Origin of the sequence: Sphingomonas sp. 2378 (assembly GCF_038084995.1) — a bacterium.
Classification (GTDB): domain Bacteria; phylum Pseudomonadota; class Alphaproteobacteria; order Sphingomonadales; family Sphingomonadaceae; genus Sphingomonas.
Genome location: NZ_JAXCMJ010000018.1, coordinates 1 through 17,191, shown reverse-complemented (window position 1 = coordinate 17,191; position 17,191 = coordinate 1). Strand labels below are relative to the sequence as shown.

Below are 17,191 nucleotides of genomic sequence, written 5' to 3'. Positions count from 1 at the left end.
TGGCTATCGCCATGGTCCCCCTCCCCAAGCAGAGCTTGGGGAGGATTGAGAAGGTCCCCACGCAAACAACAAGGATCGGGTGATGCATATCGCGGTACTGATGGGCGGCTGGTCGGCGGAGCGGCCGGTGTCGCTGATGTCGGGCGCGGGCGTCGCCGATGCGCTGGAACGGAACGGCCACCGCGTCACCCGGATCGACATGGACCGCGACGTCGCGGCCAAGCTGGTCGCGGCCAAGCCCGATATCGTCTTCAACGCGCTGCACGGCTCCCCCGGAGAGGACGGCACCGTGCAGGGGATGCTCGACCTGATGGGGATTGCGTACACCCATTCGGGGCTCGCCACCTCGGTCATCGCGATCGACAAGGTGCTGACCAAGCAGGCTTTGGTCCCGCACGGCATCCCCATGCCCGGCGGTCGCATCGTGAAGTCGGAGGATTTGTTCGCCGCCGACCCCTTGCCGCGCCCCTATGTGCTCAAGCCCGTCAACGAGGGCTCGTCGGTCGGCGTGGCCATCGTCACCGACACCAGCAACCACGGCAACCCGATCGCGCGCGATGCGGCGGGCCCCTGGGGGGAGTTCGAGGAACTGCTGGCCGAGCCCTATATCCGGGGCCGCGAACTGACCACCGCCGTGCTGGGCGGTCGTGCGCTGGGCGTTACCGAACTCAAGCCCAAGAACGGCTGGTACGACTTCGACGCCAAATATACCGACGGCCTGACCGAGCATGTCTGCCCCGCGCAGATCCCGGACGTCATCGCCGAGGCGTGCAAGTCGCTGGCGCTGGAGGCGCACCGCATTCTCGGTTGCCGTGGCGCGTCGCGCTCCGACTTTCGCTGGGACGATGAGCGCGGCGTGGACGGGCTGTTCCTGTTGGAGATCAACACCCAGCCGGGCATGACCCCGCTCAGCCTGGTGCCCGAACAGGGGCGTCATGTCGGCATGGATTACGACAGGTTGGTCCAGGCCATCGTCGATGAGGCGGTCGAATGGTATAAGGCCAACCCGATCGAACGGGAACGCGCCGGATGAGCCGCACGATCAAGCGCGGGCCGTCCCCCCGCCGCCCGGTGCCGCGCCGCCGCCAGCCGGTGAAGCGCGCGACGCTGTCCGAACGGGTGCTGGCCAAGCTGCCGGTCAGCGAGGAGGCGGTCAAGAAGGCGGTCACCTGGGCCATATTGGGCGGCGCGGGCGCGGCGGCGCTGGCGGTCGCGACCTATGTCGGCGTGCCCGGCATGATCGGCACGGCGATCGCCGAGCAGGCGGGCCATGCCGGTTTTCGCGTCCAGCAGATCGAAGTGACCGGCCTGAAGCGCATGGACCGGATGACCGTCTATGCCGTCGCGCTCGACCAGCAGAGCCGGGCGATGCCGCTGGTCAATCTGGAGGATGTCCGCGCCAAGCTGCTGCGGTACGGCTGGATCAAGGACGCGCATGTCTCGCGTCGCCTGCCCGACACGCTGTTGGTCGATATCGAGGAGCGGACCCCGGCGGCGGTGTGGCAGGATAATGGCCACCTCACCCTGATCGACGCGGGCGGCGTGTTGCTGGAGCCGGTGCAGCCCGAGGCGATGCCCGACCTGCCGCTGATCATCGGGCCGGGCGCGAATTTGCAGGAGCCCGCCTATCAGGCGTTGTTGTCCGCCGCGCCCGCGTTGAAGCCGCGCGTGAAGGCGGCGACCTGGATCGGCAATCGCCGCTGGGACCTGACCTTCGACAGCGGCGAGACGCTGGCCTTGCCGGAGGATGGGGCAGGGGCGGCGTTGATGAAGTTCGCGGCGATGGACGGTTCGCGCCCGCTATTGGGGCGCGGCTGGCTGCGCTTCGACATGCGCGATCCCGCGAAGCTGGTTGCGCGCAAGCCAGGATTGAATCAGAATCACGCTCTGGCCGAACCGGCACAGGCGGGCGCAGCCGCAACCGGCGAGCCTGTAACGGACGGTGGCGCGGAGGGGCCGCGCAACGACGGGGAATCACAGGGGTAGCAAGAGCATGGCAAAGATTGCACCCGAAGGGCTGATCACCGCCCTGGACATCGGATCGTCCAAGGTGTCCGCCCTGATCGCGCGCAAGGGCGATGGCGGCGAACTGATCGTGCTGGGCACGGGCCAGCGCGAGAGCCGGGGCGTCAAGCGCGGCTATATCGCCGACATGGGCGCGACGGAGGCGGCGGTGCGCGAGGCGGTCGAACAGGCCGAGCGGATTGCGGGCCTGAACATCGAGAATGTCTGGGTCGGCTTTTCCGCCGGTGGCCTGGTGTCCGACGTGGCCGAGGTCGAGTTCGAGCTGGGCGGCCATCAGGTCGAGCAGGGCGATATCGACGCGCTGCTGGCGGCGGGGCGCAACTCGATCGATCCGCAGGGGCGGATGGTGCTGCACGCGCAGCCTGCGCTCTACACGCTCGACGGGCTGACAGGGGTCAAGAAGCCGCTGGGCCTCCATGCCGATCGGCTGGGCGTCCATATCCATGTCGTCGCCGCCGACGGATCGCCGGTCCGCAACCTCGATCTGTGCGTCCGCTCGGCGCATCTGGAGGTGAAGTCGATCATCGCGGCACCCGTCGCCACGGGCCTGGCCTGTCTGTCCGACGAGGAGCGCGAACTGGGCGTGGCGCTGGTCGAGATGGGGGCGGGGATCACCAATGTCTCGCTGTTCGCGGGCGGGATGCTGGTCGGGCTCTGCTCGCTGCCGATGGGCGCGGCGGACATCACCGACGACGTGGCCTCGGCCTTCGGAACGCGGCGGCAGATGGCCGAGCGGATGAAGTGCTTCCACGGCTCGGCCAACGCCTCCCCGCGCGACAATCACGACATGCTACAGGTGACGCCGATCTCTGCCGAGGATGGTGGCGACACGATGCAGATCACCAAGGCGCAACTGATCGGCGTGATCCGCCAGCGGCTGGAGCATCAGATGGGTGAGATCCGCAAGGCGCTCCAGCATCTGAAGTTCGAGGGGCCGGTGGGGCGCCAGGTGGTGCTGACCGGCGGCGGCGCGGAGTTGAAGGGGATCGCCGACTATGCACAGCAGGCACTGGGCCGCTCGGTTCGGATCGGGCGACCGCGCGGGCTGTCCGGCCTGCCCGATGCGCATGGCGGCCCGGCTTTCGCGACGCTGGCGGGGCTGGCATTCTATGCCGCGACCGATCCGATCGACCTGCGCAGCATCGCGCCGACCAACCAGACGGTCCACCGGCCCAGCGGCATGGGGCTGTTTCGGCGGCTGATTCAGGCGGCGAAGGCGAATTATTAAGCGAAAGCGTCGTATGTTCGACGGTTTTGGGTTGGCACCAGGGCTTTGACTGGTGCACTAACAGTCATTCAGGGGCCCGGTCTTAGCGTATCGACCGGGAACGGCGGAGTAGAATTGGGATGAGCATCGAATTCATCGCACCCGAGGTCGACGAACTGACGCCGCGTATCGCGGTGATCGGCGTCGGCGGTGCCGGCGGCAACGCGATCGCGAACATGATGCGCGCCGAGGTGCAGGGCGTGGATTTCCTCGTCGCCAATACCGACGCGCAGGCGCTGAAACAGTCGATCGCGCCGCAGCGTATCCAGTTGGGTGCCAAGATCACGCAAGGGCTGGGCGCGGGTAGCCGTCCGGAAATCGGCCGTGCGGCGGCGGAAGAGACGATCGAGGATCTGTCGCGCCTGCTCGAGGGCAGCCATATGTGCTTCATCGCGGCGGGCATGGGTGGCGGCACCGGCACCGGTGCGGCCCCGGTCATCGCCAAGGCGGCGCGCGACATGGGCATCCTGACCGTCGGCGTGGTGACCAAGCCCTTCGCCTTCGAGGGCAATCGTCGCGCCAAGTCGGCGGACGGCGGCATCGAGGAGTTGCAGAAGTACGTCGATACGCTGATCGTCATCCCCAACCAGAATCTGTTCCTGATCGCCAACGCCAACACCACCTTCAAGGAAGCGTTCGCGATGGCGGACGAGGTGTTGCAGCAGGGCGTGCGCGGCATCACCGACCTGATGGTCATGCCGGGCCTGATCAACCTCGACTTCGCCGACGTCCGCTCGGTGATGCAGGAGATGGGCAAGGCGATGATGGGCACCGGTGAAGCCACCGGCGACAATCGCGCGATCGAGGCGGCGCAGAAGGCGATCGCCAACCCGCTGCTCGACGGCGTGTCGATGCAGGGGGCAAAGGGCGTCATCATCTCGATCACCGGCGGCGACGACATGCGCCTGCTCGAAGTGGACGAGGCGGCGAATCACATTCGCGAACTGGTCGATCCCGACGCCAACATAATCTGGGGTTCGGCGTTCAATCCCGAGCTGGAAGGCCGCATCCGCGTGTCGGTGGTCGCCACCGGCATCGACGCCGATGTGAAGCCCGGTGCCGCTGCCCCGACCGAGACGCAGCGCAGCAGCTTCAGCATGGGCGGCATGGCGCGCAAGGCGGACGAGACGCCCAGCTATCGTCCCAGCGAACCGGCGGCGGTGACGCCCCCGGCTCCGGCGCCCGCCGCGCCGGTCGAGCAGGGTGCCGCTCCGGCGCCGTCCGCACCGCTGGTCGCGCCCATCGCTTCGTCGCTGGCCGCCGCCGCGCCCAAGCCCGCGCCCGCTCCGGCCCCGAGCGAGGATGACGAACTGGTGCTGGGCGCCGACACGATCGTCCCCGCCGCTCCCGCGCAGGCGCCTGAGGCCCCGGTCCAGGCTCCGGCCGAACCCGCGCCGGGCAGCGAAGAGGCTCGCCGTCGCTGGCTGGCTCCGGGCAGCGAAGCGGGCGAGGCTCCGGCGCAGCCCGCCCCGCGCGTGAAACTGGGCGGCACGCTGTTCGAGCGTATGTCGAACGCCGCACGCGGCGCGCAGCGGGATGACAATGCCCAGGGCGGCTCGGACTCGTCGCTCGACATTCCGCGCTTCCTGCATCGGCAGAACAACCAGTAAGATCTTGCCCGGCACCCGCGAGGGGGCAGGGACGACGGACAGGGGCCCGCGCGACCGGATCGCGCGGGCCCTTCGTTTGTCTTGGGACGGACGCGGTCCAATAAGCTGTCGTCGCAAATGTCGTGATCCGTCGCGCACGACACCATCCCATTGCTCCCCTGGAAGGGAAGGTGGCAGGCCGAAGGCCTGACGGAGGGGTGTCCCGGTCGTTGGAACAGGCATTCCTAAGATCGGGGACGTTCTCCAAAATTTCGAAGCGGATCGACATTTATTCTCACGCGAAGACGCGAAGAATATGTTCGCGCGGAGGCGCGGAGGACGCAGAGGTGTCTGGCCCGACGCTACGGTGGTCCATCCTGACCACTTGAGCATTAACGAGGCGCGCTGCCGCGCGAGCATGATTTTCTCCGCGTTCTCCGCGTTCTCCGCGCCTCTGCGCGCAAAAAAAGGGCTTGGCGTCTTCGCTTGGGTTTCCAGAGCGATGAATGTCGATTCAACCTGACCCGGTCGCGGCAGTTTTGCGCGGGAAGGGCACGAACGTCGATCGAACCAACGACCAAGGGGCGCTCGGCACCGCAGCCTACTCGAAACGGACCATGATCCCGACGATCGCCAGTCCGTGCCCCAAACCGTCTGCCACCCGGTCCGCCTGTTGGTCGACTGCCCGGAGCGCTCGGGCGCGCGGGGTATGCGATGGGCATTGCCGCGCGCGGGAAAACGCGCTTTATGGGTGATGGTCCCATGACGTTCGCAATCTTTCCCCGCGCCTCGCTCGCGCTCGCGCTGGCCATTGCCGCCGCGCCCGCGCCCCTCCTCGCGCAGGAGGTGGTTCAGCCACTCCCCGGCACCACCGATGCCGACAAGCTGGGGGACGTGATGCGCCGTGTCGCGCAGAACCCCCGCAATGTCGATGCGCTGGTCGAGGCGGCCGAGCTGTCTATCCATCTCGACGACCTGTCCGGCGCGGCGTCCCTGCTGGCGCGCGCCGAGAAGGTCGATGCTCGCGATCCGCGCGTGAAGGCGGGCATGGCCTCGATCCTGGTGCGGTCGGAACGACCGGGCGAGGCGCTGCGCTATTTCGCCCAGGCGGAGGCGGCGGGGCTTGCGCCAGCGAAGTTCGCCGCCGACCGCGGCCTTGCCTATGACCTGATCGGCGATCAGGGGCGGGCGCAGCGCGATTATCGGCTGGCGCTGGCCAATGGCGCGAATGATGAGGTGATTCGTCGCTATGCCCTGTCGTTGGGTATTTCGGGGCAGCGCGAACAGGCGTTGGAACAACTCGATCCGCTGCTGCGCAAGACCGACCGCGCGGCATGGCGGGCACGTGCCTTCATCCTGGCGATGGGCGGCGACCTGCCCGAAGCGACGCGGATCGCCAGCACCATGATGCCCCCGCAACTCGCGCAGGGGCTGCAACCCTTTTTCCAGCGCCTGCCGAGCCTGCCCGCCGTCGATCGCGCCTTCGCCGTGCATTTCGGCGAAACCCGCGCCACGCCGGAGCGGCTGGCGGATGCAAAGCTGGCCCCCAATCTGCCCGCGCTGACCCCCGAACCCGTCGCGCTGGCATCGGCCCGGACGGCGGCACCGGTAACGGTCGCGGCACCCGTGACGACGCGCGAAGAGCGGCGGCGGGGCGGGCGATCGTCGCGCGGCAATCGTGGCGTCGCGATGGCGGCGGCAACCCCGCAGCCCACGACCCCCGTCACGGCCAGTCAGACGCCGACTCCGTCCGTGACAGCGACCCCCACGCAGGTGGCGGCGCTGCCGGCTCCGGCGGCGGCCAATCCCACTCCCGTGCCGACTTCGGAACCCCGCATGGTCGCGGCGACGCCACCGAGGCAGATGGTTCAGCCCTTGCCCGGCTTCGTCAGCACCCTGCCCACCACGCCTTCGCCTAGCGGTACCGCAGGGAATCGCCCGCCTGTCACCGTGGCGTCGAATACGCCGCCGCGTGGGGTGATCCAGCCGCTGCCCGCTGCGCAGCCGACCGTGGCGCCCTCGACCAGTGGCTCGACCGCTATGGTGCAGCCCTTGCCCGCGACGGTCGAAACCCCCGCACCCGTGCGCATGGCGGAAGCCGCGTCGCCCGCGCCGGAGCCGGTGGCCGTCCGCGAGCCGACCCCGGCGCCGGTGGCCGTCGCGGCGGCGGAACCGGAAAAGACCGTCACGCCCGCCCCGCGTCCGACGCGCACCGCGACCCGCCGCCCGTCTCTCGCCGCGGCGCATGCGGTCCGCGAGGATTCGGTCCTGGCGCGGATCGTCGCCAATCTGTCCATCCCGGCGTCCGAACTCGGTGTGGAAGGGCCCGAGCGTCCCGCCGCCGTCGCCGCCAATGTGCCGCTGAACAGCGGCTCGCAGCGCGTTCTGGCGGAGGCGCGGGCCAAGGCCGAACGGGACGAGGCGGCGCGCGAAAAGGCCGCCGAAACCATCGACCCGGCCCCCCGCACGCCGACCGCCGCCGAGCGCAAGGCCGCCGTCGCCAAGGCCGCGGCCGATAAAAAGGCGCTGGCCGCCAAAAAGGCCGAAGCCGCCAAGAAGGCGCTCGCCGACAAGGCCGAGGCGGAGGAGAAGAAGCGCGCGCGTGCCAATCCCGAGCGGATCTGGGTGCAGGTCGCGGGCGGCGCGAATGAGGATGACCTGCCCAAGGCCTGGGCTGCGACCAAGGCAAAGGCGCCGACCGTCTTTGCCGGGCGACAGGGGTACAAGACCCCGCTTCGCGCCACCCACCGCGTGCTGACGGGACCGTTCAAGACGGATGAGGAAGCCCGCGCCTTCGTCAACCAACTGGCGAAAAAGGGTGTGTCGGCCTTCCCGGTGACCAGCGAGGCGGGGCAGGCGGTCACTCGGCTCGACGCGAAATAAGCATCGTCATGACCCGCTTCGCCCCCTGGGCCTCCTATCCCGACCAGAGCCGGGGGCGTCGCCATGGCGAGGCCCAAGGGCTGGAACGCGGGCCGCGCGATGCCTTTCAGCGCGACCGCGACCGGATCATCCATTCGATCAGCTTTCGACGCCTGCGCCACAAGACGCAGGTGTTCATGGCCCCCGATGGCGATCATTTCCGCGTCCGCCTCACCCACAGCCTGGAGGTGGCGCAGATCGGGCGCACCATCGCCCGCACCCTGGGGCTGAACGAGGATCTGACCGAGGCGCTATGCCTGGCGCATGATATCGGCCATCCGCCCTTCGGCCATGCGGGTGAGGATGCGTTGAAGGCGGCATTGGCCGATCATGGCGGCTTCGATCATAACGGCCATACGCTGCGCACCCTGACCGAGATCGAGCGGCCCTATCCGCGCTGGGATGGACTGAACCTCAGTTGGGAGACGCTGGAGGGGTTGGCCAAGCATAACGGCCCGGTGCGCCATCCCGGCTGGGCACTCCGTGAGGCGGATGCGGGCTTTCCGCTCGATCTGGAAAGCCATGCCTCGCTGGAGGCGCAGGTCGCGGCGCTGGCCGACGACATTGCCTATGACAATCACGATATCGATGACGGCTTGCGCGCGGGGCTGTTGACGCTCGACCAGTTGCTGGCGGTGCCCCTGGTCGCGCGTGGCTGGGATTCGGCGCGGGCGCAATTCCCCGATGTCGCGCCCAAGCGACTGGCGAGCGAACTCATCCGGTCGCAGATCGGGGTGATGGTCAACGATCTGGTGGCCGAAACGCGCACCCGCATCGCCGAGAGCGGGGTGGGGGACGTGGCGGACGTTCGCGCGGCGGGCCGGGCGCTGGTCGGCTTTTCCGACGCGATGCGGGTCGAGGAGCGCGACCTGAAGCGCTTCATGTACGCCAATCTCTATCACCACCCGCGCCAGTTGGCGGCGGCGGATGCGGCGCATGGCATCGTGAAGGGGCTGTTCGCGGCCTATCGCGCCGACCCGTCCCAACTTCCCGAGGAATGGCGGGAGCGCTTGCCCGAGGAAGAGCCCGCGCGCAGTCGGCATATCGCGGATTTCATTGCGGGCATGACCGATCGCTATGCCGTGCGATGCTATCAGCAGATGGTGGGCGACATCGACCTGCCGGAGGGATTCTGACGCCGCGATCACGGGCGTATCGGGGAGTGGATCAGGGTAATGGGGGTGAGAGAAATTCTTGTCTTGGGCATCGTGGCAGCGGCGCTGGCGATGCTCTTCGCTTATGCAGGCGGCGCCCGTGCGGCGAAAAGCGGCAAGCCCAGCCCCGTCAGCATCGGCGCCGGACCATTGAGCCGCGACGATTTCTGGGCGTTGGTCGATCACTCCGCCAGTTGGGGCGCGGATGCGGACGCGCAACTGTCGGACCTTCGCGCCTCGCTCAATCGGCTGACCCCTGCCCAGATCGTCGCGTTTCAGGGATATTTCGACGAGGCGATGATCGGGGCCTATCGCTGGGACCTATGGGGTGCCGCCTATGTCGCCAAGGGCGGGGCGTCGGATGACGGGTTCGAATATTTCCGAAGCTGGCTGATCGCACAGGGGCACAGCGCCTATGTCAAGGTTCTCGCCGATCCCGATGGATTGGCCGAACTGGCGATCCCGGACGTGGATGACGATCTGGAGTTCGAATCCTTCGCCTATGTCGCGGGGGAGGTCTGGTCGGCAAAGACCGGGCAGGCGGTCACGCGCATGCCGGGGGCGGAGGGCCGGTCATACCCGAGCCAGCCGGTCGGCGAGCCGTTTCGCGAGGATTCGGCGGAACTCGCCAAGCGCTACCCTCGGCTTTGGAAGCGTTTCGGAAGCTGGTTTTAAGGCGGATCGACATTCATTTTCGCGCGAAGACGCGAAGACGCGAAGAATGTGTTCGCGCGGAGGCGCGGAGGGCGCAGAGATGTGGTGCCCGGGGCGATGGCAGTCCATTTTCTTTGCCATACGACGAATAGTGAGGCGCGGTGCCGCGCCTGCCTGATTTCTCTGCGTCCTCTGCGCCTCTGCGCGCAAAAAAGTTGGCGTCTTCGCTTGAAGCTTCACGCTGACGAATGCTGATCCCCCTTGGATCGGAACCCTGTCGGGCTCCCCCAGTCTTCCTTCCTGATCGAGGCGAGAAGGAAGCAAGCAGCCTAAAACGAAAACGGCCCACGCATCCCATCGGATACGCGGGCCGTTCCCCAAGAAAGGGAAGTCGGATCAGCGAGCGCTGGTCTCGACGCCCGAGCCGAGTGCGCCACGGGCTTCGTCGGTGGTGAACGAAACCTGGGTGTTGCCGGTCGTGCCGGTCACGCGGTGGCCCTTGACGACGAAGCGGAACGGCTCGTTGCCCGGATAGCGGCGGCCTTCGATCACGGCCTGGCCGTTCTCGTTGGTGCGGGTGTAGACATAGGTGCTGCCTTCATGGACGAACGACTTCTCGCCCTCGGCGGCGACGGCACCGACGGTGGGGATGGCGGTCGCGGCGATGGCGGCCAGGGTCAGGATGGTCTTGCGCATGATCGAAACTCCCGCTTGCTTGCGTTGAGCCGGATCAGGTCCTCTCGCGCGTTTTCGCGCTTAACTTTCGTATACCGAAATATTGCGTTGCAGCATGGACGGCAACTGCAAAGGGTTTCCGCTCGAATGCACTAAATGCAATCGTCCGATCAGGCCATCAAGGCATGATTTGAAGCCGGGCTCCGATTTCGCTAGAGCGCAACGCTTTGCTACCCCGATCGGACGATGTGATGACGCTCTACACCCGCTTTGCCGCGCATATCGATGCGGCGCTGGACACGCTGGTCGCCGCCGGCACGTTGCCCGGCGGGCTGGATCGCCGCAACGTCACGGTCGAGCCGCCGCGCGACGCGAGCCATGGCGACCTCGCCACCAACGCCGCGATGGTGCTCGCCAAGCCTGCCGGAACCAACCCCCGCGCGCTGGCGGAGGCCATCGCGGCCGAACTGGGCAAGCTGGACGAAGTGGACAGCGTCTCGGTCGCGGGGCCGGGCTTTCTCAACATGCGACTGACCGATGCGGCATGGCGCGACGAGCTGGCTGCGATCCCGCAGGCGGGGGCCGACTATGGCCGATCGACGCGCGGGGCTGGCGTGACCGTCAATATCGAATATGTCTCGGCCAATCCGACCGGCCCGATGCATATGGGCCATTGCCGCGGCGCGGTGGTGGGCGACGCGCTCGCCACCCTGCTGGAGTTTGCGGGGCACAAGGTCATCCGCGAATATTATGTCAACGATGCGGGCGGGCAGGTCGACGTTCTCGCCCGCTCGGCGCATCTGCGTTACCGCGAGGCGCTGGGCGAGACGATCGAGATTCCCGAGGGCCTCTATCCGGGCGAATATCTGAAGCCGGTGGGTCAGGCGCTCGCCGCCGAGTTCGGCGAGAAATACGTCTCCGCACCGGAAAGCGAATGGCTGGTCCTGTTCCGCACCCGTGCGGTGGCGGCGATGATGGGGATGATCCGCGAGGATCTGGCGCTGCTCGGCATCCACCACGACCTGTTTTCCTCCGAGGCAGAGTTGCAGGCGGCGGGCAAGCCCGAAGCCGCCGAGGCCGAATTGCGTGCGCGCGGCCTGGTCTATGACGGCGTGCTGGAGGCTCCCAAGGGCGAGACGCCCGAGGATTGGGAGCCGGTCGAACTGCCGCTGTTCCGCTCCAGCCAGTTCGGCGACGATCAGGATCGCCCGATCAAGAAGTCGAACGGCGCATGGACCTATTTCGGCGCCGATCTCGCCTATCATTACCAGAAGGCGCAGACGGCCGATCAGTTGATCGACATTTGGGGCGCGGACCATGCGGGCACCGTCAAGCGGATCGTGGCGGCGGTCGAGGCGCTGACCGGCGGCAAGACCAAGTTCGACGTGAAGCTGGTCCAGATGGTCCGCCTGCTGCGCGGTGGCGAGCCGGTGAAGATGTCGAAGCGCGCGGGCAATTTCGTGACGCTCGCCGATGTCGTGCGCGAGGTCGGCAAGGACGTGGTGCGCTTCACCATGCTGACCCGGCGCTCGGACGCGCAGATGGATTTCGACTTCGCCAAGGTGGTCGAGGCGTCGAAGGACAATCCTGTCTTCTACGTGCAATATGCCCATGCCCGCATCGCCTCGCTGAAGCGGCGCGCGGTGGAGGCGGGTATCGCGGGCGGTTCGGCGGACCTGTCCCTGCTTGATACGGAGGACCTGGCGCTGGTGAAGCTGGCGGCGCAGTTCCCGCGCATCGTCGAAACGGCGGCGGCGGCGCGCGAGCCGCACCGGATCGCCTTTTACCTCTATGATCTGGCGGCGGCTTTCCATGCGGCGTGGAATGTCGGCAACGACCGTCCCGATCGCCGCTTCCTGATCGCCGAGAATGCCGAGGTCACGCGCGCGCGTCTTTTCCTCAGCGACGGGATCGGGCAAATCATTCGTAACGGTTTGGCGCTCATGGGTGTCGAAGCGGTTTCGGAGATGAAGTGATGGCGAACGAGATGAACCTGCGCGGCGGCGACCGGGAAGAGGATCGCCTTCCCTGGCTGGAAACCGTCGAGCCGGACGAGCCCGAGGGAGTCGGCATCGGCAAGGTGGTGGCGCTGGTCATACTGGGCCTCGCCTTCCTCGCGGCGGTCGGCTTCGGGCTGTACAATTGGCAGGCGCATAGCGCGGCGGCGGACGGCGGCGGTGCGCTGATCGCCGCGCCGGAGGGCGATTACAAGGTGCGTCCGGCCGATCCGGGCGGGCTGAAGGTGAAGGGCGAGGGCAATACCGCCATCGCGACCAGCGCGGGCAAGCCCGGTGGCAACGGGGCGATCGATTTGCGCGCCGTGCCCGAGGCACCGATGAACGGCACCCGCGTCGTCCAGAAGCCCGCCGAGCCCAATGGCGGTCGCAATGCCGTGGCACAGGTGCCCGAATCGGGCGGCAAGCTGGTCGCCCCCGCGCCGGTCACCGCCGCCCGCGCCCCCGCCGCCGCACCGACCGCCAACGGCGCGATGGTGCAACTGGGCGCCTATCCCAACGAGTCCTCGGCCAACGCCGCCTGGGACCGCTTCTCGAAGCGCTTCTCCTATGTCGCGGCGCTGGGCAAGGTGGTCCAGCCCGTCGAGTCGAACGGCAAGACGCTGTACCGTCTGCGGGTGAATGCCGGTTCGGCCAACCAGGCCGCCAATATCTGCGGCCGCCTTCGCGTGGCGGGCGAAAGCTGCTTCGTCGCCAGCTGATCGATCACGCCCTCCGCCCGCCATGCCGGGCGGGGGGCCGGAGCCTGTTGCCATGATCCCCGTTATCTTCGGCCTGTCGGGCCCGGTGCTGACCCCCGACGAGCGCGCCTTCTTTGCCTCGGCCGAACCGGCGGGCTATATTCTGTTCAAGCGTAATATCGTCGATCGCGCACAGGTCCGCGCGCTGACCGACGATCTGCGCGTGCTGGCGGGACGGGAGGATCTGGCGATCCTGATCGATCAGGAAGGGGGCCGCGTCGCCCGGATGGGGCCGCCCGAATGGCCCGCTTTCCCGGCGGGACCGGCCTTCGCCAGACTCTATGGCACCGCGCCCATGTCGGCGATCCAGGCGATGCGCGCCAATGGCCAGGCACTGGGCGTAATGCTGCGCGAAGTCGGGATCACCGTCGATTGCGCACCCTTGCTCGACGTCGCGCAAGCCGACACGACCGAGGCGATCGCCTGCCGCGCTTATGGGGCCGAGCCGATGCAGGTCGCCGCGCTGGGCCGGGCGATGCTGGAGGGGCTGGCGGCGGGGGGCGTGGTCGGCGTGGTCAAGCACATGCCGGGCCATGGCCGCGCGCTGGTCGATTCCCACCATCTGCTCCCCACCGTCACCGCCAGCGAGACGGAACTGGAGGCCGATCTGGAACCCTTCCGCACCCTGAACGCCGCGCCGATGGGCATGACCAGCCATATCGTCTTTCAGGCATGGGATGCCGAGCGCCCCGCGACCCTGTCGCCGGTCATCGTCGAGCAGGTCATTCGCCAGCGGATCGGTTTCGACGGACTGCTGATGACCGACGATATCGACATGAAGGCGCTGTCCGGCACCGCAGGCGAGAAGGCGGCGGGAGCCCTGTCGGCGGGGTGCGATCTGGTCCTGGATTGCTGGGCGCGGATGGACGAGATGGTCGAGATTGCGGGCCGCGTGCCCCCGATCACCGAACAGGCCCGCGCCCGGCTGGACCGCGCAATGGCGAGCGTCGGACCGGGCGAGGGTGATTTCGACGAGCTGATCGCCCGCCGCGACGCGCTCTTGGCCCTCGTCAACTAGCAGCGATCGACATTCAGATAGGTCCTTCTTTTCCCTCTCCCCTATCCAGGGGAGAGGGAAGGAGCGACCATGGCTCGCCAATAGGGTCAGCCCGAGCTAAGGTTCGGTTCGATGACGGGGGAACAGCTGACGCTCGATCTGGACGGGTGGGAAGGGCCGTTGGACCTGTTGCTGTCGCTCGCGCGGTCGCAAAAGGTCGATCTGCGACAGATTTCCATCCTCGCCTTGGTCGAGCAATTTCTGCGCTTCGTCGATCGGGCGGGGCGGATGCAGCTGGAACTGGCCGCCGATTATCTGGTGATGGCGGCGTGGCTCGCCTATCTCAAATCCGCGCTGCTGCTGCCGCGCCAGCCCGAAGAGGAGCCCGATCCCGAGGAGATGGCGCTGCGCCTGCAACTCCGGCTCGAACGGCTGGCGGCGATGCGCGAGGCGGGCGCGCGATTGATGGCGCGCGATCGGCTGGGCCGCGACGTCTTCCCGCGCGGCGCGCCCGAAGGGCTGGCGGTGCAGCGCAAGGCGATGTGGCAGGCCGAACTCTATGACCTGATTGCCGCCTATGGCCGGATCAACGCCCGCACCCGCCCGGTGATGCATGTCGTCGCCGACCGGCAGGTGATGACGCTGGAGGCCGCGCTGGAGCGGGTGTCGATGCTGGTCGGCAGCCGCATCGACTGGTCGGCGATCGAGACCTTCCTGCCGGACGGCAGCGAGCGGCTGCGTCGGTCGGCGCTGGCGTCGAGCTTCCTGGCGGTTCTGGAACTGGCGCGGCAGGGCAAGGTCGAACTGCGCCAGGCCGCCCCCTTCGCGCCGCTGCTGATCCGTCAGCCCGCATGAGCCCGATCGACCCGGTCGTCCGCGCGGTGGAGGCGGTGCTGTTCGCCTCGCCCGAGCCGATGAGCCTCGATTCGATCCGCGCCTATGTCGGCACCGGCAAGGGCGGCGACATCCGATCCGCGCTCGATACGCTGGAAGAACAGTATCGCGGGCGGGGGATCACGTTGGTCCGTCGCGGCGACCGCTGGCATTTCCAGACCGCGCCCGATCTGGCGCATCTGCTCCGCCGCGACCGCGAGGAGGCGCGGCGACTGTCTCGTGCCGGGATCGAGACGCTGGCGATCATCGCCTATCACGAACCCGTCAGCCGCGCGGAGATCGAGGCGATTCGCGGCGTCGCCATTTCCAAGGGAACGCTCGACGTGCTGATGGAGGCGGGCTGGGTCCGCCCCGCCGGGCGGCGCGAGGTGCCGGGGCGGCCGCTCCTCTATGCGACGACGCCAGCCTTCCTCCAGCATTTCGGGCTGACCAGCCGGCGCGACCTGCCCGGGATCGAGGATCTGCGCGCCGCCGGGCTGCTCGATCCGGTCGATCTGGCGCTGGAGCGGATGGGCGAGGACGACAGGCCCGCCGATGCGCGCGACGATGACGGCCAGGACGATTGATCGCTTTCCTTTGCGTCATGGCCGCGTCACAATGCTCCGCCACGGCACCACCTCATCCTCATCGTGCCGTTCGCATCGCTCGACCATTGCCGCTGGCGATGCCAAGGCCTAGATAGATGATAGATTCCTAGGAGACGTGCCATGGGCAGCTTCAGCCCGATTCACCTTCTCGTCCTCGCGATCGTCGCGATCCTTCTGCTCGGCGGTGGCCGCTTCTCCAACCTGATGGGCGACGTCGCCAAGGGTGTGAAGAACTTCAAGAAGGGCATGGCCGAGGAAGACGAGAAGCCCGCCAAGCCGTCGGCGCGGATCGAGGCGCAAAAGTCCGCCGAGCCCGCCTTCGACCGCGATGGCGAGCGCGTGCGCGACGATCGTTGATCCGGTTCGCCTTCTAACACCGGATTTCCATGTTCAACATCGACTCGAGCGAGTTCCTGCTGGTCGCCATCGTGGCGCTGGTCGTGATCGGTCCCAAGGATTTGCCCAAGGCGATGCGTGTCGTCGGCTATTGGGTGGGCAAGGCGCGTGGCGTGTCGCGCCAGTTCCGGCAGGGCTTCGACAATATGGTGCGCGAAGCCGAGCTGGAGGAAATGGAGAAGCGCTGGGCGGCGGAGAATGAGCGCATCATGCGCGAACATGCCGCCGACGCGCCGCCCGCTCCTGCGCTCGACGCCCCCCATGCCGGTTCCGAACCCGCGGCCCATGCGGCGGGCGGGGACCAGGCGGGGCATCAGGATCAGGACCATAGCGACCAGCCGGTCATGGTCCAAAAGCCGGTCGTCGCTCCCGCACCCGCCGAGCCCGCGCCTCATGGCCCGCGTCCCAATGAGGGGGCGGCGTCATGAGCGAGGATCATGACGAGATCGACGCCAGCCGCGCGCCCCTGCTCGAACATCTGATCGAGCTGCGCCGCCGCCTGCTCTATTGCATCATCGCGATCGCGCTGGGCTTCGGCGTGTCGATGTATTTTTCGGAATCGATCTTCGGCTTCCTGGCCAAGCCGCTCTTGGCGGCGGGGCAGGGCAAGCTGGTCTATACCGAGATTTTCGAGGCGTTTTTCGTCCAGGTGAAGGTCGCCTTCTTCGCCTCGGTGATGATCGCCTTTCCGGTGATCGCGAACCAGCTTTGGCAGTTCGTGGCACCGGGGCTGTATCGCAAGGAAAAGCGCGCGCTGTTGCCCTTCCTGCTGGCGACGCCGGTGCTGTTCCTGATGGGCGCGGCGATGGCCTATTACATCGCCATCCCGATGGCGCTGCACTTCCTGCTGGGCTTTGACGGCGTGGTCGGCGGCGTGCGGCGGGAGGCCTTGCCCGCGATCGGCAATTACCTGTCCTTCATCATGCAGTTCCTGTTCGCCTTCGGCCTGGCGTTCCTGCTGCCGGTGCTGCTGATGCTGTTGGAGCGCGCGGGGATCGTGACGCGCAAGCAACTGATCGGTGCGCGGCGCTATGCGATCGTCGCGGCGACGGCGGTCGCGGCGGTGCTGACCCCGCCCGACCTGATGTCGCAGGTGCTGCTCGCGGTGCCGCTGATCATCCTGTACGAGCTGGCGATCATCGGTATCTGGTTCACCGAGCGGTCTCGGTCGAAACAGGCCGCGGTCCAGGATGCCGACGCGACGGCGTGATCGCTTCCGGGTCTTTGGGGAGGGTCTCGACGGAAGTCGGGGCCCTTTTCGTTTGGGGTGGGGGCG

At 67.6% G+C, this 17,191-nt stretch carries 16 protein-coding genes; 15 read left to right on the top strand and 1 reads right to left on the bottom strand.

The window, feature by feature from the left end; translation table 11 throughout:
- Nucleotides 1-82 precede the first annotated feature (82 nt).
- From SM191_RS10620 to SM191_RS10590, 7 genes are all read left to right on the top strand, one after another.
- Nucleotides 83-1,033 (top strand): D-alanine--D-alanine ligase, encoded by a 951-nt coding sequence (locus SM191_RS10620; RefSeq protein WP_341506175.1) that lies wholly within the window; start codon nucleotides 83-85, stop codon nucleotides 1,031-1,033.
- Nucleotides 1,030-1,986 carry a cell division protein FtsQ/DivIB gene (locus tag SM191_RS10615; RefSeq protein WP_341506174.1) on the top strand — a complete coding sequence of 319 codons (957 nt, stop codon included), beginning with the start codon at nucleotides 1,030-1,032 and terminating at the stop codon, nucleotides 1,984-1,986. The genes SM191_RS10620 and SM191_RS10615 overlap by 4 nt, the downstream gene beginning before the upstream one ends.
- 7 nt (nucleotides 1,987-1,993) lie before the next feature.
- Entirely contained in the window at nucleotides 1,994-3,253 is a 1,260-nt protein-coding gene (gene ftsA / locus SM191_RS10610; RefSeq protein WP_306999347.1) for a cell division protein FtsA, read from the top strand.
- Nucleotides 3,254-3,372: 119 nt separating this feature from the next.
- The gene (gene ftsZ / locus SM191_RS10605) at nucleotides 3,373-4,902 is read left to right on the top strand and encodes a cell division protein FtsZ (protein ID WP_341506173.1); all 1,530 of its coding nucleotides are present in this window, start codon (nucleotides 3,373-3,375) and stop codon (nucleotides 4,900-4,902) included.
- A gap of 741 nt (nucleotides 4,903-5,643) precedes the next feature.
- On the top strand, nucleotides 5,644-7,764 hold the full coding sequence (locus tag SM191_RS10600; protein WP_341506172.1) for an SPOR domain-containing protein: 2,121 nt from the start codon (nucleotides 5,644-5,646) through the stop codon (nucleotides 7,762-7,764).
- A gap of 8 nt (nucleotides 7,765-7,772) precedes the next feature.
- Nucleotides 7,773-8,939, top strand: a complete 1,167-nt coding sequence (locus tag SM191_RS10595; RefSeq protein ID WP_341506171.1) for a deoxyguanosinetriphosphate triphosphohydrolase — start codon at nucleotides 7,773-7,775, stop codon at nucleotides 8,937-8,939.
- Nucleotides 8,940-9,011: 72 nt separating this feature from the next.
- A complete protein-coding gene (locus SM191_RS10590) occupies nucleotides 9,012-9,632 on the top strand; it encodes a DUF4240 domain-containing protein (RefSeq protein ID WP_341506224.1) in 621 nt (206 codons plus the stop codon).
- A 375-nt stretch (nucleotides 9,633-10,007) separates the two neighbouring features.
- Here the strand turns inward: SM191_RS10590 and SM191_RS10585 are convergent, their stop codons facing one another.
- On the bottom strand, nucleotides 10,008-10,307 hold the full coding sequence (locus tag SM191_RS10585; protein ID WP_341506170.1) for a hypothetical protein: 300 nt from the start codon (nucleotides 10,305-10,307) through the stop codon (nucleotides 10,008-10,010).
- 230 nt (nucleotides 10,308-10,537) lie between these two features.
- On the opposite strand from SM191_RS10585, the gene argS reads away from it, so the two are divergent.
- The 8 genes from argS (at nucleotide 10,538) to tatC (ending at nucleotide 17,125) form a co-directional block, all read left to right on the top strand.
- Nucleotides 10,538-12,262, top strand: a complete 1,725-nt coding sequence (argS, locus tag SM191_RS10580; protein ID WP_341506169.1) for an arginine--tRNA ligase — start codon at nucleotides 10,538-10,540, stop codon at nucleotides 12,260-12,262.
- Entirely contained in the window at nucleotides 12,262-13,002 is a 741-nt protein-coding gene (locus SM191_RS10575; RefSeq protein WP_341506168.1) for an SPOR domain-containing protein, read from the top strand. Before argS ends, SM191_RS10575 begins: the two co-directional genes overlap by 1 nt.
- A gap of 52 nt (nucleotides 13,003-13,054) precedes the next feature.
- The gene (nagZ, locus tag SM191_RS10570) at nucleotides 13,055-14,059 is read left to right on the top strand and encodes a beta-N-acetylhexosaminidase (protein WP_341506167.1); all 1,005 of its coding nucleotides are present in this window, start codon (nucleotides 13,055-13,057) and stop codon (nucleotides 14,057-14,059) included.
- Nucleotides 14,060-14,170: 111 nt separating this feature from the next.
- Nucleotides 14,171-14,893: a segregation and condensation protein A gene (locus SM191_RS10565; RefSeq protein WP_341506166.1), complete on the top strand. Its 723-nt coding sequence runs from the start codon at nucleotides 14,171-14,173 to the stop codon at nucleotides 14,891-14,893.
- Nucleotides 14,890-15,498 carry an SMC-Scp complex subunit ScpB gene (scpB, locus tag SM191_RS10560; protein WP_306999366.1) on the top strand — a complete coding sequence of 203 codons (609 nt, stop codon included), beginning with the start codon at nucleotides 14,890-14,892 and terminating at the stop codon, nucleotides 15,496-15,498. Before SM191_RS10565 ends, scpB begins: the two co-directional genes overlap by 4 nt.
- Nucleotides 15,499-15,639: 141 nt before the next feature.
- Nucleotides 15,640-15,876: a Sec-independent protein translocase subunit TatA gene (locus SM191_RS10555; protein ID WP_007405493.1), complete on the top strand. Its 237-nt coding sequence runs from the start codon at nucleotides 15,640-15,642 to the stop codon at nucleotides 15,874-15,876.
- A 29-nt stretch (nucleotides 15,877-15,905) separates the two neighbouring features.
- Nucleotides 15,906-16,343 (top strand): Sec-independent protein translocase protein TatB, encoded by a 438-nt coding sequence (gene tatB / locus SM191_RS10550; protein ID WP_341506165.1) that lies wholly within the window; start codon nucleotides 15,906-15,908, stop codon nucleotides 16,341-16,343.
- Nucleotides 16,340-17,125, top strand: coding sequence for a twin-arginine translocase subunit TatC (tatC, locus tag SM191_RS10545; RefSeq protein WP_341506164.1), 786 nt, complete (start codon nucleotides 16,340-16,342; stop codon nucleotides 17,123-17,125). Before tatB ends, tatC begins: the two co-directional genes overlap by 4 nt.
- Nucleotides 17,126-17,191: the final 66 nt, after the last annotated feature.